General features: G+C 65.8%; 18 protein-coding genes. 10 read left to right on the forward strand and 8 right to left on the reverse strand.

The genetic code is table 11. The features are described 5' to 3' along the window. The first annotated feature begins 287 nt into the window (after positions 1–287). A complete protein-coding gene (locus H292_RS0120940; protein ID WP_019665456.1) occupies positions 288–1,508 on the forward strand; it encodes an AI-2E family transporter in 1,221 nt (406 codons plus the stop codon). Here the strand turns inward: H292_RS0120940 and H292_RS0120945 are convergent. Together H292_RS0120945 and H292_RS0120950 are read right to left on the reverse strand one after the other, a co-directional pair. Continuing rightward, the gene (locus H292_RS0120945) at positions 1,487–4,489 is read right to left on the reverse strand and encodes an AAA family ATPase (protein ID WP_020112636.1); all 3,003 of its coding nucleotides are present in this window, start codon (positions 4,487–4,489) and stop codon (positions 1,487–1,489) included. The two genes, H292_RS0120940 and H292_RS0120945, sit on opposite strands and share 22 nt — an antisense overlap. Beyond that, entirely contained in the window at positions 4,486–5,682 is a 1,197-nt protein-coding gene (locus H292_RS0120950) for a metallophosphoesterase family protein (protein ID WP_020112637.1), read from the reverse strand. Before H292_RS0120950 ends, H292_RS0120945 begins: the two co-directional genes overlap by 4 nt. A gap of 278 nt (positions 5,683–5,960) precedes the next feature. Between H292_RS0120950 and H292_RS0120955 the strand changes: the two genes are divergently transcribed. Together H292_RS0120955 and H292_RS0120960 are read left to right on the forward strand one after the other, a co-directional pair. Next, positions 5,961–7,127: a DNA recombination protein RmuC gene (locus H292_RS0120955; protein WP_019665459.1), complete on the forward strand. Its 1,167-nt coding sequence runs from the start codon at positions 5,961–5,963 to the stop codon at positions 7,125–7,127. 20 nt (positions 7,128–7,147) lie between these two features. After that, positions 7,148–8,116 carry a DUF6542 domain-containing protein gene (locus H292_RS0120960; RefSeq protein ID WP_027498959.1) on the forward strand — a complete coding sequence of 323 codons (969 nt, stop codon included), beginning with the start codon at positions 7,148–7,150 and terminating at the stop codon, positions 8,114–8,116. A gap of 31 nt (positions 8,117–8,147) precedes the next feature. On the opposite strand, the gene H292_RS0120965 is transcribed toward H292_RS0120960, so the two are convergent. Continuing rightward, positions 8,148–9,158, reverse strand: a complete 1,011-nt coding sequence (locus H292_RS0120965; protein ID WP_019665461.1) for a 4-hydroxy-3-methylbut-2-enyl diphosphate reductase — start codon at positions 9,156–9,158, stop codon at positions 8,148–8,150. Positions 9,159–9,249: 91 nt separating this feature from the next. On the opposite strand from H292_RS0120965, the gene H292_RS0120970 reads away from it, so the two are divergent. Genes H292_RS0120970 through H292_RS0120980 form a run of 3 tightly spaced genes read left to right on the forward strand, consistent with a single transcriptional unit; the run spans position 9,250 to position 11,280 of the window. Then, positions 9,250–9,831, forward strand: a complete 582-nt coding sequence (locus H292_RS0120970; RefSeq protein ID WP_020112640.1) for a lipid droplet-associated protein — start codon at positions 9,250–9,252, stop codon at positions 9,829–9,831. Continuing rightward, positions 9,828–11,048, forward strand: coding sequence for an exodeoxyribonuclease VII large subunit (gene xseA, locus H292_RS0120975; protein ID WP_020112641.1), 1,221 nt, complete (start codon positions 9,828–9,830; stop codon positions 11,046–11,048). The genes H292_RS0120970 and xseA overlap by 4 nt, the downstream gene beginning before the upstream one ends. A 10-nt stretch (positions 11,049–11,058) precedes the next feature. After that, entirely contained in the window at positions 11,059–11,280 is a 222-nt protein-coding gene (locus H292_RS0120980) for an exodeoxyribonuclease VII small subunit (protein ID WP_019665464.1), read from the forward strand. Here the strand turns inward: H292_RS0120980 and H292_RS0120985 are convergent. Beyond that, entirely contained in the window at positions 11,277–11,846 is a 570-nt protein-coding gene (locus tag H292_RS0120985; protein ID WP_020112642.1) for a DUF4245 domain-containing protein, read from the reverse strand. The genes H292_RS0120980 and H292_RS0120985 overlap by 4 nt on opposite strands. Before the next feature lie 157 nt (positions 11,847–12,003). On the opposite strand from H292_RS0120985, the gene glpX reads away from it, so the two are divergent. Both glpX and H292_RS0120995 read left to right on the forward strand, forming a co-directional pair. Continuing rightward, complete coding sequence (glpX, locus tag H292_RS0120990) at positions 12,004–13,044, forward strand: class II fructose-bisphosphatase (protein ID WP_026347852.1); 1,041 nt, start codon at positions 12,004–12,006, stop codon at positions 13,042–13,044. Between the two features lie 80 nt (positions 13,045–13,124). Continuing rightward, positions 13,125–14,528, forward strand: a complete 1,404-nt coding sequence (locus tag H292_RS0120995; protein WP_019665467.1) for a class II fumarate hydratase — start codon at positions 13,125–13,127, stop codon at positions 14,526–14,528. Between the two features lie 85 nt (positions 14,529–14,613). Here H292_RS0120995 and H292_RS0121000 read toward each other — a convergent pair whose 3' ends face one another. Continuing rightward, complete coding sequence (locus tag H292_RS0121000) at positions 14,614–15,471, reverse strand: acyl-ACP desaturase (RefSeq protein ID WP_020112643.1); 858 nt, start codon at positions 15,469–15,471, stop codon at positions 14,614–14,616. Positions 15,472–15,606: 135 nt separating this feature from the next. Between H292_RS0121000 and H292_RS0121005 the strand changes: the two genes are divergently transcribed. Beyond that, positions 15,607–15,975 (forward strand): limonene-1,2-epoxide hydrolase family protein, encoded by a 369-nt coding sequence (locus H292_RS0121005; protein ID WP_020112644.1) that lies wholly within the window; start codon positions 15,607–15,609, stop codon positions 15,973–15,975. Between the two features lie 37 nt (positions 15,976–16,012). On the opposite strand, the gene H292_RS0121010 is transcribed toward H292_RS0121005, so the two are convergent. From H292_RS0121010 to H292_RS0121020, 3 genes are all read right to left on the reverse strand, one after another. Continuing rightward, positions 16,013–17,338, reverse strand: a complete 1,326-nt coding sequence (locus H292_RS0121010; protein WP_170947447.1) for a PhoH family protein — start codon at positions 17,336–17,338, stop codon at positions 16,013–16,015. Between the two features lie 452 nt (positions 17,339–17,790). Continuing rightward, entirely contained in the window at positions 17,791–19,074 is a 1,284-nt protein-coding gene (glyA, locus tag H292_RS0121015; protein WP_020112646.1) for a serine hydroxymethyltransferase, read from the reverse strand. Positions 19,075–19,132: 58 nt separating this feature from the next. Continuing rightward, positions 19,133–20,329 carry a hypothetical protein gene (locus H292_RS0121020; RefSeq protein WP_026347853.1) on the reverse strand — a complete coding sequence of 399 codons (1,197 nt, stop codon included), beginning with the start codon at positions 20,327–20,329 and terminating at the stop codon, positions 19,133–19,135. Positions 20,330–20,486: 157 nt separating this feature from the next. Here H292_RS0121020 and coaA point away from each other — a divergent pair, with 157 nt between their 5' ends. Continuing rightward, the gene (coaA, locus tag H292_RS0121025; RefSeq protein ID WP_026347854.1) at positions 20,487–21,410 is read left to right on the forward strand and encodes a type I pantothenate kinase; all 924 of its coding nucleotides are present in this window, start codon (positions 20,487–20,489) and stop codon (positions 21,408–21,410) included. Positions 21,411–21,443 lie beyond the last annotated feature (33 nt).

Below are 21,443 nucleotides of genomic sequence, written 5' to 3' on the forward strand. Positions count from 1 at the left end.
AGGCACGCAGGAGTGGAGCCTGCGGAATGACCGGTGGAGGCAGGAGTGGAGCCTGCGGAATGACCAGGCACGCAGGAGTGGAGCCTGCGGAATGACCGGTGGAGGCAGGAGTGGAGCCTGCGGAATGACCAGGCACGCAGGAGTGGAGCCTGCGGAATGACCGGTGGAGGCAGGAGTGGAGCCTGCGGAATGACCAGGGGAGCGGGAGTGGAGTCATGAAACGTTAAGGTCACTCGGGTGGATCGAACGATGCACCGAGCGGCGGGGCGACGGAAGGAACGTGCAGCGTGACGGACAAGACAGCGCCCGAAGTGAAACCGGGGCGTGATCGTGGCGACCTCATCGGTGTCGGCGGAATCTGGTTGGCGAAATGGTCGCTGATCCTGGTGTCCGTCTCGGCGGGTGCCTGGGTTCTCGGCTGGCTCATCTCGGCGTTGTGGGTGGTGATCCTGCCGGCTCTGCTCGCGATCATCGTCGCGACGGTCCTGTGGCCACCGACCAAATGGATGATGCGCGTCGGGCTGCCTCCGGCGTTGTCCGCGACTGCCGCACTCGTCGTGTTCTTCCTCGTCATCGGCGGCATCATCACGTTGATCGTGCCGTCGGTGGTGGACTCGGCACCCGAACTCGCTGACAAGGCGACCGACGGCGTCGCGCAGGTTCAGGATTGGCTCAAGGGCCCGCCGGTCAACTTGCAGGACGAGCAGATCGACAACGCCGTGTCGGCGATCACCTCGCGACTGCAGGACAGTGGCACCGCGATCGCCTCGGGCGTGTTCACCGGCGTCTCCGCTGCGGGTTCGATTCTCGTCACGCTCGCGTTGGTGCTCGTTCTGTCGTTCTTCTTCGTCAAGGACGGCGTCCGGTTCATTCCGTGGCTGCACGGAATCGCCGGCGGCCGCGCTGGTCGCCACCTCGCCGAGGTCCTCGCGCGTATGTGGGCGACGCTCGGCGGCTTCATCCGCACTCAGGCCATCGTGAGTCTGATCGACGCCTTCTTCATCGGCCTCGGCTTGGTCATTCTGGGCGTGCCGCTGGCCCTGGTGCTGGCGACGTTGACGTTCCTGGGTGGCTTCATCCCGATCGTCGGTGCGTTCGTCGCAGGTGCGTTGGCCGTGTTGGTCGCGCTCGTCGCGAACGGGCCGACTACGGCACTCATCGTGCTCGTCATCATCATCGCGGTGCAGCAACTCGAAGGTAATGTGCTGCAACCGATTCTGCAGAGCCGCAGCATGAACCTGCATCCCGCGATCGTTCTGTTGGCGGTCACCGGCGGTGGTTCCGTCTTCGGCATCATCGGCGCGTTCCTGGCTGTCCCCGCAGCAGCCGTGGCAGCTGTGCTGATCCGCTACGTGTCGGAACAGATCGACAGGCACTCCAACGAATCAGACCGAGTGGAGCTCGAGGAACAGGCTCCGGACACGGAGGATCTCGTCACCGACGAGGACGGTGTCAACAAGGATTCCAAGGAGAAGAAACAGAAGGATCAGGACGCCGCGAAGAGCTGAAGCCTCGATCCCTCTCGCTCACGAATGACGTGCAGGCGCGTCGGGATGCGTTGACGCATCTCGTCGACGTGGCTGACAATGCCCACCACCCGGCCGCCTGCACGTAGTTCGTCCAGAACTCCCATCACCGATTCCAGGGTGTCGGCGTCCAGCGTGCCGAAGCCCTCGTCGATGAACATGGTGTCCAGGACGACACCGCCGCTCTCCGCTGCGACGACGTCGGCAAGGCCGAGTGCCAAAGCCAGCGAGGCCAGAAACGATTCGCCCCCGGACAGAGTCTTCGCCGAGCGCACGGCACCGGTGTAGTCGTCGCGGATGTCGAGACCGAGCCCACCGCGTCGACCCCGCGATTCCGCCTCGTCGGAGTGGACGAAATCGTATCGGCCCGAGGACATTCGACGCAGTCTCGCCGACGCGGATTCCGCGACCTCCTCCAACCGCGACGCCAACACGTACGACCGGAGGGACATCTTCCGCGAGTTCTGACCGCGTCCGGCCACTACGTCGGCGAGTGCCGCGAGTTCGTCGTGCTTGGTCTGCATGGGCGCAGCACGGTCGATGGCCGCCCACAAGCCTGCCGTCAACTCCTCCAACTGTTCGGCCCGCCGCTTGCACTCGGCGTGCTCGGCAACGGCAGCATGCAAGCGTACTTGCGCGTCCTCGACGGCGACCCGCGCCGCCGCGGTGTCGACGGGGTCGAGGTTCGCGACGGCCGCGATCGCGGGTTCGGCGAGCACTTGCTCGGCGTGGGCGCGGATGTCGTTGGCTTGCGCGAGCTGCTTTTCGATGGACTGCGCCCGCGCCGGAGACACCACGGCGGCCGCAGCCTCGCGGGCAGTCGAGAAGCCCGACTCCGCGATCAGCGCATCCAGCCTTCGAGTCACGTCCTCCATGTCGAGGAGCGCGCGCGAAGCCTCCTCTCGCCGCTCGACGACGACGGACGACAGTGAGATGAGCGTCTCCAGCCGCTTCACCTCGGCGTCGATTCCCTCCGTCCCGTCGACGGCTGCGGCAATCGTGGCTCTCATCTGCGCCACGTCGTCGGCCATCTGCGCGGCCCGCGCACTCAATCCTGCTGCCGCGGCCTGCTCATCGGCTATCGCGGCGGCGAGTCTCTGATCCTCGCCGCGCAGGTGCGTCAGCCGTGCGTCCAGGCTCTCTCGTTGCTCCGCGGCCGTCCGTGCGGATCGGAGCGCTACGGAGACCTTGTCCAGGGAAGCGACCAACTCTGCGCTGTCACGGTCTCCCGATTGCTGAACCAGCACGTCGCGGGTACGCAGCAGGGCGGTGACCTCCTCCGCCTTCTTCTCGGCGATGGTTCCCGCCCGACGCTCGCTGGCTGCGGCGTCCGCCTCGTCGTCCTTGGTGACGGTCGACTCCTCGGCGCGGGTCGGCGCGGGATGCGACAGTGACCCACACACTCCGCACGGCGCACCGTCGACCAGGCTCGACGCCAACTCGGCGGCCATTCCGGACAGCCGTTGCTCGCGCAGGTCCAGGGTGTGAGCGCGCGCATCGTTGAACGACGCGACCGCTACGTGATGCGCCTTCTCCGCAGCAACGAGCCGCTTCCGAGTCTTCGCGAGTTCGATCGCTGCTTCCACGGCGCTCGTGATACGAGACCACTCTGCCTCGAGCGCAGGCACTTCGGCAGCCGCGTGCACGGCCGCGCGCAACGACGATTCGGCCTGAGCGATCTGCTCGGGCAGGACGTTGCGATCGGCGCGGTGAGCGCTCGACTTCTTCTCGACGGCTGCGTGCTCGGCCAGAAGAGACCGAGCCGATCTGTCCGCTGCGTCGGCCTTGCGCGTCAGCACACGAAGCTCTTCGAAGGCCGCGACCTCCGTCGTCCACTGCCGTACTGCTGCCGCGACGACGGCCCGGGCCTCGGGCGTGTCCGAGGCGTCGGGCGACCGATCCACCGCCAGGGCGTCGAGCACGACGGTCGATCCTTCGGTGCGCTCGAACAGCGTTCGGACGGAGTCGAATTCCCGCGTCGCGGCCTCGCTCGCCGAGGTGATACGCGCGCAGTCCGCGGCAAGAGCTGCGATGGGGCCTGCCGCTGCGGATTGCTCCAGTTCCTTGGCGAGTGCGTCCCTCGCGGACGCGGCGGCGTGGAATTCCGCCAGCTGCTGCCGGGCCAGCTCTCTGCGTGTCTGCAGTTGCCGAGTTGCGTCCAGTGCCGCGAGTTCTTTGGTTGCCGACTCGGACACCTCACGGGCGAGGGCCAGCGTGCGCGCAGCGTCCACCGATGCGTGCCGCGCCGATTCGAGAACGTCGCCCGCCCACTCCACCGGCGGTCGATCCAGCTCCTCCGCCACGCCCGACGCCGTGGAAATCTGCCCCAGTAGTTTGTCCGTTGCAATCCGGCTCGATTCGAGAGCCGCGGCGCTGGTACGACGTTGCTCCGCGAACCATTCCTCGATGTCACCGAACCGTGCCGTGTCGAACAATCGCTCGAGCAAGTTGCCGCGCTCGTCGCTGTCCGCCCGGAGGAACCGGGCGAACTCACCCTGGGGAAGCAACACCACCTGGAAGAACTGATCCGCACTCATACCAAGAGCCGCGCCGACGGCGTCGCCGATCTCGTCCAGCCGCGTCAAGTTCTGACTCTTGCCGTCCAGCCACGTCATCGACGCCTTGGCGTTCTGCTTCGTGGTGCCCGTTCCGCGCTTCTTCGGGCGGTGGAACTCCGGGCTGCGAACGATGCGAATCCGCCTGCCGCCCAACGTCGCTTCCAATGTGACCGTGGGGACGGCGCCGATCTCCGCGTGATCGGACAGCAGACGCTTGCCTTCTTTCCTGGCACCGGGCACCGTCCCGTACAGGGCGAACGCAACGGCGTCGAGCACAGTGGTCTTGCCGGCGCCGGTACGACCGTGCAGCAGAAAAAGCCCGTCTGCTCCGAGAGCGTCGAAATCCACTTTCTCCGTACCGGCGAACGGCCCGAATGCAGTGATCTCCAGAGAATGCAGCCTCACGCGGACTTCCCGAACAGCTCGTACTGGCCGGTCGCCTCGTCGGCTGTGACCTCGTCTCGCTGAACGCTGGCCAGGGCGCGTTCGAGCAAGCGGATCTCCGACGCACTGGGCGCGCTGCGCATGTCCGTCACGAACGAGGCCATGATCTCGCTGTCGGTCCGGCCGCGCACGCGGTCACGGTAGCGAACAGTGGAATCGTCTGCGGGACGCTTCCATTCGAGGTGAATTGCATGGGGAAACCTCGTCTGCAAGGAACGCATCGCGTCGACCGGCCGTACGGCGTCGGTCAGCACGGCAGAGACGTAATGATCCTCGGCCTCGGTGAAGCGATCGTCGGTGAGCAGTTCCTCGACCGTCCCCTGGACCTGGCTCAGTCCGCGAACGATGGGAAGGTCCACGCGTTCGACGTCGGCGAGACCCTGAGCGTCGAGATCGAGAATCCAGACGGCCTTACGGTGGCTGCGCTCGCCGAACGAATACGGCAGCGGCGACCCGGAGTAGCGGACCCGGTCCGTCAGAGTCTGCGGAGAATGCAGGTGACCCAGCGCCACGTAGTCCACACCGTCGAACGCCGATGCCGGCGCCGTCTCCACCCCGCCGACGGAGATCGACCGTTCCGAGCCGGTTGCTTCCCCGCCGACGACGAACGCGTGCGCCAGTACGACCGACCGCACCGCATCACCGTTGCTGCGTCTCTGCTCCAGGTCTGCCGTCACTCGACTCATCGCGGCCTCGAGCACCTCGGCGTGGCTACGTGCGCCCGGGATGTCGAGCTCGCCGCGGGTGGTCTCCGGCTCGAGATACGGGATGCCGTAGAACGCGACGGGGCCGAACCGGTCCTCGAGCAGCACCGGTGTGCCCACCTCGGACACGCGGGTCATCAGATGCAACCCGCCTGCAGCGGCGAACGCGGACCCAGCGCCCAGGCGTGCAGGCGAATCGTGGTTGCCCGACGTCGCGACGATGACCGCTCCCGCGGCACGGATGGCCTCGAGCCCGCGGTTGCACACGAGCACAGCGTCGGCGCTGGGCACCGCCCTGTCGTAGATGTCGCCCGGCACGACGACGACGTCCACAGTGCGCTCGGCAACCAGATCTGCAATGGCGCTCAACGCAGCAGCCTGGTCGGCAAGCAGATCGGTGCCGTGAAACGTGCGGCCGATGTGCCAGTCCGACGTGTGCAGGATCCTCATGGAACAAGACGCTAACTTCACCTACCGACAAACTCCGTGACGTGGCGCGGCCTGTCGGCGGGAGTGGAGCCTGCGGAACGACCCGGGGGGCGGGAGTGGAGCCTGCGGAACGACCCGGGGGGGCGGGAGTGGAGCCTGCGGAACGACCCGGGGGGCGGGAGTGGAGCGTCCGGCGGAACTGTGTGCCGCAATCGTCGGACTGCGGAACGACCTACAGGGTCGGGAGTGGAGCCTGCGGAGCGGCTGGTGTGTCGGTGCCCTCGTGCATCATCGGCGTCATGAACGCTCTGACTGCCCTCGGGATGATGCTGGCGCTGCTCGTCGGGGCCGCCATCGGGTGGCTGCTGCACGCGTCCCGCACCGGGGATCGCGCGGTTCGAGCCGAAGCGCAGTTGGCCGCGTTGCGGGACAACGAGGCGCTTCTTCGTCGGTCTCTCGCTGCGGTGAACGAGGACTCGGCACGCAGACACTCGGGAGCCATCGGCCAGCAGGTCTCGCATCTCGTCGAGCCGTTGCACGACGCTGTCGACGCGTTGACCGAGCACGTTCGCCAGGTCGAGCACAATCGCATCCGCGCCTACGCGGGGCTCAGCGAGCAGGTGACGGGTATGCACCGTGCGTCGGTGCAGCTGTCGACCCAGACTTCGCAGTTGGTCACTGCGCTGCGGGCTCCGCAGATCCGCGGCCGGTGGGGTGAGATGCAGCTGGAGCGTGTGGTCGAGCTGGCAGGCATGGTCAAACACTGCGACTTCGACACGCAGGTCTCCAAGGACGGGATTCGTCCGGACATGATCGTCAGGCTCGCCGGTGGTCGGCAGATCGTCGTGGACGCCAAGGTTCCGTTCGCCGCCTACCTCGACGCAGCGCAGGAGGAGGACCCGGAGCGGCGCGGCAAAGCGATGACGCGTCACGCACGCCACCTCAGGACCCACGTCGATCAGTTGGCGGCCAAGGAGTACTGGCGTTCGTTCGAGCCGACGCCGGAGTTCGTCGTTCTGTTCGTTCCCGGAGACCCGTTCCTCGACGCAGCGTTGACATCCGATTCGTCGCTTCTCGAGTACGCCTTCACCAGGAACGTGATACTTGCCACCCCGACCACTTTGGTCGCGCTGCTGCGGACGGTGGCGTACACGTGGAAGCAGGAATCACTCGCCGAGGACGCTGCTCGTATCCAGCAGCTCGGACGCGAGCTGTACACCCGGCTCGGCGTCGTGTCCTCGCACCTCGACAAGCTCGGATCGCATCTCGGCAAGGCCGTCGACTCCTTCAACTCGACGGTGTCCTCGGTGGACGCACGTGTAGGCGTCACCGCCCGCAAGCTTCACGAACTGGAACTGTTCGACGCGGACGTCGTGGACGTGAAGCGGATCGATCAACGCCCGAGAACGTCCGATTCGTCGCACTCTCGGGGGCAGTTCGGTCATGTCAGCGACGCGGTGGGGTGAACAGCCGCTAACCTCGAGGGGTGTCTACCTCCCAACGTGCCCGTTCCGGGGTACCGCTGGATCAACGTTCAGCTCTCGCTTCCGTGCCCGGCGTCCCTGCTTGGGGGGCAGTGGCCATCGCCGTCGGCGCGACGTTTCTCGGTGTCGCCATCGATGCTGCACGCGGATCGGAACTGACGTCGGCTTTCGCGTCCTTCTACATCGTCGGCACCGTCGCTGCCGTCGTGCTGGTGCGCTACCGCGGGTTGTTCACCGCGATGGTGCAAGCACCGCTGATTCTGTTCGTCGCTGTGCCGCTCTCGTATCAGTTCATGATCGAGAACGCAGGGACGAGCCTGCGCGACATTCTGCTGAACGTTGCGATTCCGCTGGTCAACCGGTTCCCGCTGATGCTGCTCGGCACGGTACTTGCCCTTGCCGTCGGCGGGGCACGCATCTTCCTGAAGAAGCAGGCGAGCCACGCACCGGCAGGCGCTGCCAAACGAACCATCCGTGACCGAGCGCAGGAAACCCGCCAGCGCGCCCGTGACAACCGTCAGACAGCACAAGACAACCGCCGGGCGGCACAGGACAGTCGTCGGACGTCCCGAGACGGCGGCCAGAGGACGCAGACCAGAGCTGCCGAGCGCCGGGGCGCCGACACTCGCGCTGCCCACGGCCGCGGCGAAGCCGTGACCGCGACGCGTGCCGATGCAGGCGAGGGTCGCAGGAGCCGTCGCGAACGCGTCGATCCTCTGCTCGATCGGCCGGCCGCTGATCCGTACCGGCCTGCGCGGACCGAACAGCCTGCTGCAGATCCCGCGCGCCGACCTGTCCCCAGGTCACAGCCCCCGCGGGTTCCTCGGCCACCCGAGGTGGACCCGTACTCGGCCCCTCGCGCTGCCACACCCAGACCGACTCCGACACCCCGACCCGCTTCGCAAGGCGGCGCGCACATCCCGCCGCATCCCGTACCGCAGGTGCGCTACCGCGATCGCGGAGACGCCTGAGGCGTCGCGATCGGGGCTGACCGGAACCGGCTCAGGCCTTCGCCGGGCGCAGCTCGCGGGGAAGGGAGAACACCAAGGTTTCGTTGGCCGTGGTGACCGGTTGAACATCCCCGAAGCCGTGCTCGGCGAGCAATTCGATGACGCCCTGCACCAGGATCTCCGGCACCGACGCGCCCGAGGTGATGCCCACGGTGGTGATGCCGTCCAACCAGGCGGTGTCCACCTCCTTGGCGTAGTCGACGAGGTAGCTGGCGCGAGCGCCTGCCGTCAGTGCGACCTCGACGAGGCGCACCGAGTTGGACGAGTTCTTCGATCCCACCACGATGACGAGGTCGCACTCGGGTGCCATCGCCTTGACGGCGACCTGACGGTTCTGCGTCGCGTAGCAGATGTCGTCGCTCGGCGGATCCTGCAGCGTCGGGAACTTCTCGCGCAGGCGAGCAACCGTCATCATCGTTTCGTCGACACTGAGCGTCGTCTGGGACAGCCAGATCACCTTGTTCTCGTCGCGCACGGTGACGTTGTCGACCGAGTCGGGGCCGTCGACGAGCTGAACGTGGTCCGGAGCCTCGCCTGCTGTGCCCTCGACCTCTTCGTGTCCTTCGTGACCGATCAGCAGAATGTCGTAGTCGTCACGGGCGAAGCGCTTGGCTTCCTGATGCACCTTCGTCACCAGCGGGCAGGTGGCGTCGATGGTGCGGAGCTGGCGCTCGGCCGCCGATGCGTGCACAGCCGGGGACACCCCGTGCGCGGAGAAGACGAGCAGAGAGCCCTCGGGAACTTCGTCGGTCTCCTCGACGAAGACGGCGCCGCGGTCCGCCAACGTCTCCACGACGTGCCTGTTGTGCACTATCTCCTTGCGGACGTAGACGGGCGCACCGTGCTTCTCCAGCGCTTTCTCCACCGTCTCGACGGCGCGGTCCACCCCAGCGCAGTAGCCGCGTGGCTCTGCGAGGAGGACTCGTTTGGCACCGGAGTACGCAGGTGCGCCGTCGCCGGACGGACGTGCGATACCGAGATTCAAGGGAACAGCCGAAGACATGTCCCCAAGGATACGTGCCCGGCTCGGCTTCACCGGCCGAGCACAGCATGTCGGCTACCCAAACACTCGGAATTCAGGCACTCTGGTGCGCATGACTCGTGTTCCGTTCGCCGCACGCGTAGCTGCCGGTGTGGCCGTGACGGTCGTCGAAGAAGCTCGCAAACTCCCCAGTACTGCGATCACGCTTCCGATGACCGTCGTCAGCGAAGTCCTGGCGAGCACGATGCGCTTTCAGCAGCAAGTGACGGCGCTGGCCATCAAGGGCGATCAGGCGATCTCGTCGCTTCCGCTCATCGGGACACCGGATCAGGAGCAGCCGTCCTGGGCGGTGTTCGAGGACGACGTTCCCGGGGCCACCGACGGTGACGTCGACATCCCCGATCACGACGATGTCGCCGGCGAGCCGGTCGCTGCGTCAGGGCGCTTCGCGCTGTACTCGACGCCTCCGGAGGAGATCCAGAAAGACGACGTGCCGACGGTCGCAGCCGACCGTCCGGAAATCGTCGAGATGGTGGATTACGACACCCTCGCCCTCGCTCAGCTGCGTGCCCGGCTGCGGTCGCTGTCTCTCGCGGACCTCGAGGCCCTGCGTGAGTACGAGGATGCGTCGCTGCGCCGCGCTCCGTTTCTGACCATGCTCGACAATCGAATCACCACCGCGAAGGCCAAGTGACCGCAAGTACTGCAGAGGAGCCGTGGCCTGTCCGAACCGTCGCCATGAAGGTGGCGGGATGGATCGACAAGCTCGGCAGCGTATGGGTCGAAGGTCAGCTGACGCAGATCAACGCTCGGCCGGGTACACGCACTGCATTTCTCGTTCTTCGTGATCCGTCCGCGGACATGTCGCTGTCGGTGACGTGTTCGCCTCAGTTGCTCGACCGCTCCCCCGTCCCGCTCACCGAGGGCGCGCGGGTGATCCTGTACGGCAAGTTGTCGTTCTACACGGGCCGTGGAACTATCTCGTTGCGCGCCACCGACATTCGCGCCGTCGGCGTCGGCGAACTGCTGGCACGCATCGAACGCCTGCGGGCCCTTCTCGCCGCCGAGGGACTGTTCGATCCTCGCCTCAAGCGCCCGTTGCCGTTCCTCCCCCGCACCATCGGACTGGTCACGGCCCGCGCGTCGGCAGCCGAGAAGGACGTTCTCACTGTCGCCCGACGGCGTTGGCCCGCAGTGCACTTCGAGGTTCGGCACACCCCGGTCCAAGGGCCGACCGCAGTACCGGCGATCCTCGACGCACTCTCCGACCTCGACGGCACTGTCGACGTCATCATCCTCGCTCGCGGCGGCGGCAGCGTCGAAGACCTCCTGCCGTTCTCGGACGAGGCCCTGTGCCGTGCCATCTCGAAGGCCACGACCCCGATCGTCAGCGCCATCGGACACGAACCCGACAGCCCGCTCAGCGACCACGTCGCCGATCTCCGCGCCGCAACACCGACCGACGCGGCCAAGCTGGTGGTTCCCGACGCCGTCGCCGAACAGAATCTGATCGCCGAGCTGCGCTCCAGAACAGCTGCTGCACTGCGCAACTGGGTCCAACGTGAAGCACGTGCGCTCGAGATGATCCGACACCGGCCCGCACTGGCCGACCCCGTCGCGGGCATCGACCGGCGCAGCGAAGAGATCACCAGACTCGTCGACGCAGGGAGGCGCGACGTCCTGCGCGAGTTGGCGAAGCAGGAGACTCTCGTCGAACATCTGCGGGCACGTCTGCAGACGCTCGGGCCCGCAGCGACGCTGGCGAGGGGTTATGCCGTCGTCCAGCGCGTGGTGGCGGGCACCGATCCAGAGGTGTTGAGGTCGGTGGACGACGCCCCTCCGGGTACCCAGATCCGAGTACGAGTGGCCGACGGCGCAGTCACCGCCGCGGTCATGGGCAAAGTCAAATGAGAGGAACACCATGAGCGAGGAAACACCGGTCACCGAACTCGGCTACGAAGCAGCCCGCGACGAACTGGTCGACGTGGTGAAGGTCCTGGAGCAGGGCGGACTGGATCTCGACGCCTCGCTTGCGCTGTGGGAGCGCGGCGAACAGTTGGCCACCCGGTGCGAGGAACACCTTGCCGGTGCACGCAAGCGCGTCGAGAACGCACTCGCGCACATCGAGGAAGAAGAGAACTAGGGAGTGAGCGGCTCGGCGCTCGTCGTTGCGGCGGCAAGCGTCGTGAATTCCTCGGTGCTGCCGCTACCGGTCACCAACAATCGGACGTCACCCAGATCGGTGACCCATACCGCCTCGCTTCCCTCCTGGTCGTAGACGATCCACTCCGCACCGTCGATCGATTCGGTGCCGGACGCGTAGCGCGCCTCGCCGACGGCGAACGGAACGAGGACCTCCTCGCTCGCGCTGGACTGCGTCAACTTGATGTAGCGACCAGCGTCGGAGATGAAACCGACGTTGCTGACGTCGCCGCCCTGATCCCCCGCGATGGACTGGCGGCTGCCGGAGTTCGGAGTCCACCCTTCAGGCACCCGAGGGTTGCGGACCGGGAAGTTCAGCTCGGAGGCGTCGTACTGCAGGGCAGCGTCGACGTCGAAGTTCGGGATGGGGCCCTGCGTCGGTCCGCCGGGGCTGAGAGAGCACTGGGAGGCGATACCGGCGATCAGCAGACAGGCGATGACAAGCGGAATGAGGGACCACACCATGTCGCGGTTGTTGTTGAGGATCCGGGGTTTGCTGTTCGCCACGCCTCCAGTATCCCGCGAGAGCAGCCTGCGGAACGACCCAGGGTGTCCGCTGCATGCCAGCGCTCGGTCGGCGCATGCCCTAGCTCGCATGACGCGGCTCACGAATGAGATAATCGCGCCTGGGTAAGACCCCCATCTACCAGGAGGCTACAAACCGATGACGGCCAGCACCGAGTCCACTCGCGCCATGGCGCCAGATCGCAACCTCGCCCTCGAGCTCGTTCGTGTCACCGAGGCCGGTGCGCTCGCGTCGGGTCGCTGGGTGGGACGTGGCGACAAGGAAGGTGGCGACGGGGCCGCTGTCGACGCCATGCGTCAGCTGGTCAGTTCCGTCTCGATGCGCGGCGTCGTCGTCATCGGCGAAGGCGAGAAGGACGAAGCGCCGATGCTCTACAACGGCGAGCAGGTCGGTAACGGCAACGGTCCCGACGTCGACTTCGCCGTCGATCCCGTCGACGGAACCACGTTGATGGCCAAGGGCATGCCCAACGCGATCTCGGTGCTGGCTGTCGCCGAGCGCGGCGCGATGTTCGATCCGTCGGCGGTGTTCTACATGGAGAAGATCGCCGTCGGCCCCGAGTACGCCGATGTCGTCGATATCACTGCACCGGTCAAGGAGAACATCGCTCGGATCGCGAAGGTCAAGAAGGGCTCCGCATCCGACGTCACGGTGTGCATCCTGGACCGTCCGCGCCACGCCGAACTGATCCAGCAGGTCCGCGACGCCGGCTCCCGCATCCGTCTCATCTCCGACGGTGACGTCGCGGGCGCCATCGCCGCAGCACGCCCCGATTCCGGCACCGATCTGCTCATCGGTATCGGCGGAACTCCCGAGGGCATCATCGCCGCCGCCGCGATGCGGTGCATGGACGGCGCCCTGCAGGGACGCCTCGCCCCGACCGACGACGCCGAGCGACAGAAGGCCATCGACGCAGGTCACGACCTCGATCGCGTCCTGAACACCCGCGACCTGGTCTCCGGCGAGAACGTCTTCTTCACTGCCACCGGCGTCACCGACGGCGACCTTCTGCGCGGCGTCCGCTACGCAGGCGGTGGTGCACACACCCAGTCCATCGTGATGCGCTCCAAGTCCGGCACCGTGCGCATGATCGACGCCTACCACCGCCTCGAAAAGCTACGCGAATACAGTTCCGTCGACTTCGACGGCGACGAATCAGGGCAAGCTCCGTCGTTCTGATCCGGGTCGTTCCCGCAGGCTCCACTCCCGGCCCAGGGCGCGCTCACCCCTCCGCAACTTCAACTGGCAAAGTAAGGCTCATGACGCAGACAGACGAACAGCAGTACCGGATCGAGCACGACACCATGGGAGAGGTTCGCGTCCCCGTCGACGCCCTGTGGCGTGCACAGACGCAGCGCGCGGTGGAGAACTTCCCCATCTCCTTCCGCCCCCTCGAGCGCACTCAGATCCGCGCAATGGGCTTGCTGAAGGCTGCTTGCGCACAGGTCAACAAGGACCTCGGGCTGCTCGACGGCACCCTCGCCGACGCCATCATCTCCGCGGCAACCGAGATCGCCGACGGCAAGCACGACGATCAGTTCCCCATCGACGTCTTCCAGACCGGTTCCGGCACCAGCTCCAACATGAACGCCAACGAGGTCATCGCGTCCATCGCCAAGGCCAACGGTGTCGAGGTTCACCCCAACGACCACGTCAACATGTCGCAGAGCTCCAACGACACCTTCCCGACGGCCACGCACGTCGCCGCCACCGAGGCAGCCGTCACCTCACTGGTGCCTGCGCTGAAGCACCTGCACGAGGCACTGGCCGCCAAGGCGACCGAGTGGAAGACCGTCGTGAAGTCCGGCCGCACGCACCTCATGGACGCCGTGCCGGTCACGCTCGGTCAGGAATTCGGCGGCTACGCCCGTCAGATCGAAGCAGGCATCGAGCGCGTCGAGGCCACCCTTCCCCGCCTGGGCGAGCTGCCCATCGGCGGCACCGCCGTCGGCACCGGCCTCAACGCACCCGACGGCTTTGGCCCCAAAGTTGTTGCCGAACTGGTGAAGTCGACCGGAATCGACGCCCTGACCGCAGCGAAGGACTCCTTCGAGGCACAGGCAGCACGCGACGGCCTCGTCGAGGCATCGGGCGCACTGCGCACCATCGCCGTGTCGCTGACCAAGATCGCCAACGACGTCCGCTGGATGGGCTCGGGACCACTCACGGGCCTCGGCGAAATCGCCCTCCCCGACCTGCAGCCCGGTAGCTCCATCATGCCCGGCAAGGTCAATCCCGTTCTGCCCGAGGCAGTCACGCAGGTCGCCGCACAGGTCATCGGCAACGACGCCGCCGTCGCATTCGGCGGTGCATCGGGTGCCTTCGAGCTCAACGTCTACATCCCGATGATGGCGCGCAACGTCCTCGAGTCGTTCAAGCTCCTCGCCAACGTCTCGGTCCTCTTCGCGGACAAGTGCATCGTCGGCCTCGAAGCCAACGTCGACCACCTCAAGACCCTCGCCGAGTCCTCGCCGTCCATCGTGACGCCGCTGAACTCCGCAATCGGCTACGAGGAAGCAGCCGCCGTCGCCAAGCAGGCTCTGAAGGAGAAGAAGACCATCCGTCAGACCGTCATCGACCGCGGGCTCATCGGCGACAAGCTCAGCGAGGAAGAACTGGACAAGCGTCTCGACGTCCTCGCCATGGCAAAGGTCAAGGACTAGTTTCGTCCGCTCCCTTCCGGCATGAATGTGCCACCGCAACGGTCATACAGTTGCGGTGGCACAGTCATGTTCGGGGGGGTCGAGCTCAGGCGAGGTGAGCTAGCTCCTCACGAGCTTTCTTGCCGTCGTCGCCGAGGTCGTCGCGGCCGAAGAAGTTCCAGCGCTCCAGAAGCGGCTTGAACACCTTGTCTCGCTGCTGGTCCTCGTCGTAGATGCCGGCTTCCGCGAGAGCCTCGGTGCTGTTCTTCTTGCTCGGCAGGTCGACGACGGGGATCGCGAAGCCGCTCACTCGATCCGCGATAGCACGAGCCATCTGGTCCGGTGCGACGCCGAACGCCTCGTTGACGACATTGACGTAGAACGTTGCCTGACGGGTGTCGTCGGCCGCGATCTTGGTCAGGATCTTGCCCAGCACCTCGTCGCCGCCGAGGGCGACGGTGTTGGTGTTGCGCAACGCTGCCGCGGTCTCGTCGATGGCGAAGTGCGAGATGATGTCCAGCACGTGCAGGCTCGGGGCGCTGTAGCCCCTCGTCATTTCCTCCATGCGCACCCGTTCGAGCGCGACGGGGTCCACTGCGCGCGTCAGTACCAGGTAGTCGCGCAGCACGATGGCTTGACGGTTCTCTTCCGACGTCCAGCGACCCGTCCACTTCCACCAGGCGCCGAGGCCGGAGAGCGCACGAGCGAGTTCGCGGTGGTATGCGGGCAGATTGTCTGCGACCAGTACCCCGACGGTTGCGGACAGGATCTCCACATCGGACAGGTGCGACTGCTCGGGAGCCCAGTCCTCGCCGCCGAGGAACGCGAAGTTGCGGCCCTCGTCCCAGGGTGCGAAGTCGTGCGGATGCCAGTCCTCCGCCTCCTCGATGTGGCGGCTGAGGTTCTCTTCGACGGCTGGCTCGAGTCGAAGCAGCAGGTCACCGTCCGTCAGATTCGTAGACATACAAGCAACCGTAGCGTCTGGCCCGGTGAGCGCGGAGTAGTGCCCCGGACGTCTGTGAACTTTCATAGACTGCGGGCTCACGTCCTAGGTGAAGGAGCGGACCGAGTGATCGATACGACGAAGGCGAACGAGGTAGTGGAGGGCATGTTCGACGCCCTGAGGAACCGCGACGTCGAGAGGGTCGTCGACCGTCTCGACGACGCGGTGGTGTGGCACAACGTGGGATTGCCTCGGGTTCGCGGCAAGAGAAGGGTCGGCAAGTTCATGCGACTTCTCGCGAAACCCCAGTACGGCTTCGACGTCACCATCCACAACATCGCGTCCGACGGCGACACCGTGCTCACCGAACGAACCGACGTGCTGATCTGGCGGCGGCTGCGGATCGAGTTCTGGGTGTGCGGCACCTTCGAACTACGCGACGGCAAAATCCTCGTCTGGCGTGATTACTTCGACAACGTCGATTTCCTCAAGGGCCTGATCAGAGGCGCGCTCCGCGCGCTGTGAGTGGAAATGTAGGCCAGGGCCTACATTTCCACTCATGTCAGGCGCCGGCGGGGCCGAACTCTTCGAGCATTTCGGTCACCAGTGCCGCGATCGGGGACCGCTCGCTTCGGGTGAGGGTGATGTGCGCGAAAAGCGGATGACCTTTGAGCTTTTCGATGACGGCAGCGACGCCGTCGTGACGCCCGACGCGCAGGTTGTCTCGCTGCGCGACGTCGTGGGTGAGGACCACGCGTGAGCCGCTTCCGAGCCGGGACAGTACGGTCAGCAGCACGTTGCGTTCGAGTGACTGTGCCTCGTCGACGATCACGAAGGAGTCGTGCAGCGAACGGCCGCGAATGTGCGTCAGCGGCAGCACTTCCAGCATTCCGCGGGCAATGACCTCTTCCATCACCTCGGGGCTGGCGAGACCGTCGAGGGTGTCGAAGACTGCCTGGGCCCACGGACCCATCTTCTCGCTTTCGCTGCCCGGCAGGTAACCCAGCTCTTGACCACCGACGGCGTACAGCGGTCGGAACACGACGACCTTCCGGTGGGTTCGGCGTTCGAGGACGGCTTCGAGACCTGCGGTCAACGCCAGCGCGGACTTGCCGGTTCCGGCCTTGCCGCCGAGCGAGACGATGCCGATGCTCTCGTCGAGCAGAAGGTCGAGTGCGACGCGCTGTTCCGCTGATCGACCGTGCAACCCGAATGCTTCACGCTCGCCGCGGACGAGCTGGATCTGCTTATCTGCCGTGACGCGTCCGAGTGCGCTCGAGCGTCCACCGAGCAGTCGAACACCGGTGTGGCACGGCATGTCCCGTGCACCGTCGAGGTCGATGACGCCTTCGGCGAACAGTCGATCGATGTCGCTTGCCTGCACGTCGAGCTCGGCCATTCCGGTCCAGCCCGACGGGACGACGTCGTGTGCGTGGTACTCGTCGGCAGGGAGGCCCACAGCACCTGCTTTGACGCGAAGTGGGATGTCCTTGCTGACCAGGACGACGTCCTTGCCTTCGGCGGCTAGGTTGAGGGCGCAGGCGAGGATGCGAGAGTCGTTGGAGTCGGTGCGGAACCCGACGGGAAGCACGGACGGATCGGTGTGGTTGAGCTCGACTTGCAGTGTGCCCCCGTCGGTTCCGATGGGAACCGGCTGATCGAGGCGGCCGTGCTCGACGCGAAGATCGTCGAGCATACGCAAGGATTCCCGCGCGAACCATCCCAATTCGTGGTGGTGGCGTTTACCCTCCAGTTCGCTGATCACGATCAGCGGAAGAACCACATTGTGCTCGGCGAACCGGATGACAGCCCAGGGATCCGACAGCAGAACCGAGGTGTCCAGCACGAATGTCCGAAGGGGGGCGGAAACGGAGCGTGAAGTGGTCACGTGGGGCTCCTACGTCCGGCGCGGCACCGCGCGGACATTTGTCGCTCGGCCGGTCGGTCCTGGCGTGTCAGATGACACGAGGGCCGGGTGCCGGCCCTCTCGCGCTCACTAGCTCAGTCACGTATCAGAACCTCCCGCACAGGTAGCTTCCCCGCTGCCTGTTACTGCCGACGGTACAGCCGAAACCAGCAATTGGCTCGGCGAGTTCAGGGCGTGTCGGTGAACAACACGTTAACCGGGTCAGGCGTACCAGAATGGCTGAAACGCAACGAAACCAGGCGTGTCCGCGTACGTTCTGCGGCGCCCGGTCGGTGAGCACTCGACGTTCGACTGCTCCTTCTTCTACATGTACCACCTCCGCACTGTCCGGGCGGGACCAAACGGCGAAAAACGGACCAGAACGCACGAAAGGCCCACTCGAACGAGTGGGCCTTTCGTGCGACGACGGGTGCCTATCCCAGCAGTCCCCAGTCCTCGAGACCGTCGTAGAGCGGCTTGGACTGAGCGACCTTGACGACGCGCTCCTTGAGCGAGTCGCTTGCCTCGCCGGTGGCGAGAGCAGTGGCGATGATGTCCGCGACCTCGGTGAACTCGGCTTCGCCGAATCCGCGGGTAGCGAGTGCCGCGGTTCCGATGCGCAGACCCGAGGTGATCATCGGCGGGCGAGGATCGAACGGAACGGCATTGCGGTTCACGGTGATTCCGACCTCGTGCAACAGATCCTCTGCCTGCTGGCCGTCGAGGTCCGAGCTACGCAGGTCGACGAGCGCGAGGTGGACGTCGGTGCCACCGGTGAGGACGGAGATGCCCTTGTCCGCGACGTCCTTGGCGTTCAACCGATCGGCGAGGAGGGATGCACCGAGCAGGGTGCGCTCCTGACGTTCCTTGAACTCCGGCGTCGCCGCGATCTTGAAGGCAACGGCCTTCGCTGCGACGGCATGCATGAGCGGCCCACCCTGCTGACCGGGGAAGACGGCGGAGTTGATCTTCTTGGCCCATTCCTTCTTGGCGAGGATCAGGCCGGAGCGGGGGCCACCGAGCGTCTTGTGCACCGTCGAGGACACGACGTCGGCGTACGGCACGGGGGACGGGTGGACACCCGCGGCGACCAGACCGGCGAAGTGGGCCATGTCGACCCACAGGAGGGCACCGACCTCGTCGGCGATGGAACGGAACGCCTTGAAGTCCTGGTGGCGCGGGTAGGCGGACCAGCCGGCGATGAGAACCTGCGGCTTGGACGTCAGTGCCTGCTTGCGCACCTCGTCCATGTCGATGCGGTGGTCTTCCTTGCTGACTCCATAGGACTCGACCTCGTACAGCTTGCCGGAGAAGTTCAGCTTCATACCGTGCGTCAGGTGACCGCCGTGCGCCAGGTCGAGGCCCATGATCTTGTCACCCGGGTTGATCAGTGCCATCAGGACCGCGGCGTTGGCCTGCGCGCCCGCGTGGGGTTGCACGTTGGCGAATTCGGCACCGAACAGTTCCTTGGCACGATTGCGCGCCAGATCCTCGACGACGTCGACGTGCTCGCACCCGCCGTAGTAGCGACGTCCCGGGTAGCCCTCGGCGTACTTGTTCGTCAACACGCTGCCCTGTGCCTGGAGGACTGCGCGTGGAACGAAGTTCTCCGACGCGATCATCTCGAGCGTGTCGCGCTGACGACCGAGTTCGCCAGCCATGGCTTCGGCTACCTCGGGGTCGAGTTCGGCGAGCGACTGGGTGTTGACGTCGGTCATTACAGGTGTCTCCAAGGGTGAGCTGCGGGATTGGCGCATTCAGTTTACGAGATGCACCTCAGTGCTCACGCAGCGCGCTGGGGATGAGCGGTTCGTCGAGCAGGCGGCCGAACAGCGCGGATCGCTCGCTGACCGTTTTGCCCTTGTCGAGCCACCCACCGAGAAGCTTGTAGCCCTCGACGTAGGTACTGATGTACGCGCGCCACAACGGCGACGACAGAAACTTCAGACTCTGCCGGGCGCGCTGCGGCGACGTCAGCGACCAGCGTTCGAGGTAGGCAGCGACGTCGTCCTGCGACTTGTGCTGATCGTGCAGCAGCAACGCCGCGTCCTGACGCACACCGAGCAGCTGCCCCGACGCCTCGGACAACCGTTCCGCCTTCTCACCGTCGAAGCGCAGCCCCAGGTCGGCGTAGATCTCCTGCGCCCACACACCCCACCCCGGCCCGACGATCGACTTCAACGCGAGGTCGGCGAGCCCCTCGGCCATCAGGCATTGCGGAGTGTTGACCAGGAACAGGGTCTGCTCCGTCTGGCCCGACGCCACCAGCCCGGCTTCCTTGCGGCAGTGCTCGGTGTGATGACCCGGGTACGCCTCGTGCGCGATCAGGTGAGGCAGGTTCGCCATCTGCTGCTGCAGGTCGGAGTTGATCGCGACGGTGGACTTGTAATCACCGAGGTAGTAGTTGAACCCCGACCACGGTTTGTCTCCGACGACCTCGTAGGTGACCTGTTCGGTGTCCGGCAGCGTGTATTCGGCACGCACGCGGTCCCGCAGGGCACTGGAGAAGGCGTCGACGCACTCCTGCAACCGATCCGCGGGTACGACGTCCTGCGCCCGGTGTGCGGCAAGACGTTCGGCGAGCGAACCGGGGCCGGCCAACACGTCGTCCATCTTTCGGTGGGCCTGGCGGTACTCGTCCTGATCGCCCGGCTCGATGTGGACGTCGAAGTACGCGAAGACCTCGTCGACGAAGCCGATGTCCTCGCCGGCGAACTTGCGGGCCGAGCATTCGAGCGCCCGAAGATGAACGTCGACGAACTCGGCACGCTGCTCGGGCAGGCCTGTGTTGCCGAGTTCCTTGCGAAGCTCCCCTGCTCGACGCGCAAGCTCCTTAGGCTCGGGCGCCGGTGCGTTCTCCACCTGCCGTCGTAGCTCGGGGTCACCGGTGTACGCGTCGACGAACCCCTCTTCGAGGCGATCGAATTTCAGGCCGAGGGTGAGGTAGTCGCGGACGAAGGAATCGGCGTTCATGCTGTCCGACACTAGCGTCACCGACCGGGTGAACAACCAGTGAACTACCCCGCCCGTGCGAGTCCTCGTGGCACCGAGCACAATCGTCATTCATGCGACTCGCGCTCCCCCGGAGTTCACGCCTGCAGGAACGGACCCATCGTGGTGGACGGCGCGCATGAGCGAGACCAGCCCGTACGTCGAGTTCGACCGTGCGCAGTGGAGAACGCTCCGTCAGTCCACCCCTCTGGTTCTGACCGAAGAGGAACTGGTCGGGCTTCGCGGACTGGGTGAGCAGATCGACCTCGACGAGGTGGCCGAGGTGTATCTGCCGTTGGCCAGACTCATCCACCTTCAGGTCGCGGCGCGGCAACGGTTGTTCGCGGCTACCGCAACGTTCCTCGGTGAGAAACACCCGGATCGACAGGTGCCGTTCGTCATCGGCGTGGCGGGAAGCGTCGCCGTCGGCAAATCGACGACGGCCCGTGTGCTGCAGGCGCTTCTGGCACGGTGGGATCACCATCCTCGTGTCGACCTGGTGACGACCGACGGTTTCCTGTACTCCACGGCCGAGCTGATGCGCCGCGGAATCCTGCACCGCAAGGGCTTTCCGGAGAGCTACGACCGACGCAAGCTTCTGCGCTTCGTGACCGAGGTGAAGTCCGGTGCGGAGGAAGTGTCGGCGCCGGTGTACTCGCACGTGTCGTACGACATCATCAAGGGCCAGTTCCACATGGTTCGCCAGCCGGACATCCTGATCGTCGAGGGCCTCAACGTTCTGCAGACGGGTTCACGGTTGATGGTGTCGGACCTGTTCGACTTCTCGATCTACGTCGACGCGCGCATCGAGGACATCGAGCACTGGTACGTCAAACGCTTTCTTGCACTGCGCGAGACGTCGTTCGCCGATCCGGACGCACACTTCCACCACTACGCGAATCTTTCGGACGAGCACGCGAAGATCGCGGCCGAAGACCTGTGGCACTCGATCAACCTGCCGAATCTGGTGGAGAACATTCTTCCGACGCGTCCGCGCGCCACGATGGTGTTGCGCAAGGACGCCGACCACACCATCAACAGGCTGCGGCTACGCAAGCTGTGAGCGGAAATCCAGGCCAGGGTCGGCAGGGGCAGA

The organism is Rhodococcus sp. 114MFTsu3.1, assembly GCF_000383555.1.
GTDB classification, from domain to species: Bacteria; Actinomycetota; Actinomycetes; order Mycobacteriales; family Mycobacteriaceae; genus Rhodococcoides; species Rhodococcoides fascians_E.

Excerpts from the sequence above, each read along its gene's own strand:
- H292_RS0120950 (WP_020112637.1), bottom strand. The coding sequence starts at position 5,682 with ATGAGGATCCTGCACACGTCGGACTGGCACATCGGCCGCACGTTTCAC.
- H292_RS0120955 (WP_019665459.1), top strand. The coding sequence starts at position 5,961 with ATGAACGCTCTGACTGCCCTCGGGATGATGCTGGCGCTGCTCGTCGGG.
- H292_RS0120965 (WP_019665461.1), bottom strand. The coding sequence starts at position 9,158 with ATGTCTTCGGCTGTTCCCTTGAATCTCGGTATCGCACGTCCGTCCGGC.
- H292_RS0120970 (WP_020112640.1), top strand. The coding sequence starts at position 9,250 with ATGACTCGTGTTCCGTTCGCCGCACGCGTAGCTGCCGGTGTGGCCGTG.
- H292_RS0120980 (WP_019665464.1), top strand. The coding sequence starts at position 11,059 with ATGAGCGAGGAAACACCGGTCACCGAACTCGGCTACGAAGCAGCCCGC.
- glpX (WP_026347852.1), top strand. The coding sequence starts at position 12,004 with ATGACGGCCAGCACCGAGTCCACTCGCGCCATGGCGCCAGATCGCAAC.
- H292_RS0120995 (WP_019665467.1), top strand. The coding sequence starts at position 13,125 with ATGACGCAGACAGACGAACAGCAGTACCGGATCGAGCACGACACCATG.
- H292_RS0121000 (WP_020112643.1), bottom strand. The coding sequence starts at position 15,471 with ATGTCTACGAATCTGACGGACGGTGACCTGCTGCTTCGACTCGAGCCA.
- glyA (WP_020112646.1), bottom strand. The coding sequence starts at position 19,074 with ATGACCGACGTCAACACCCAGTCGCTCGCCGAACTCGACCCCGAGGTA.
- H292_RS0121020 (WP_026347853.1), bottom strand. The coding sequence starts at position 20,329 with ATGAACGCCGATTCCTTCGTCCGCGACTACCTCACCCTCGGCCTGAAA.
- coaA (WP_026347854.1), top strand. The coding sequence starts at position 20,487 with ATGAGCGAGACCAGCCCGTACGTCGAGTTCGACCGTGCGCAGTGGAGA.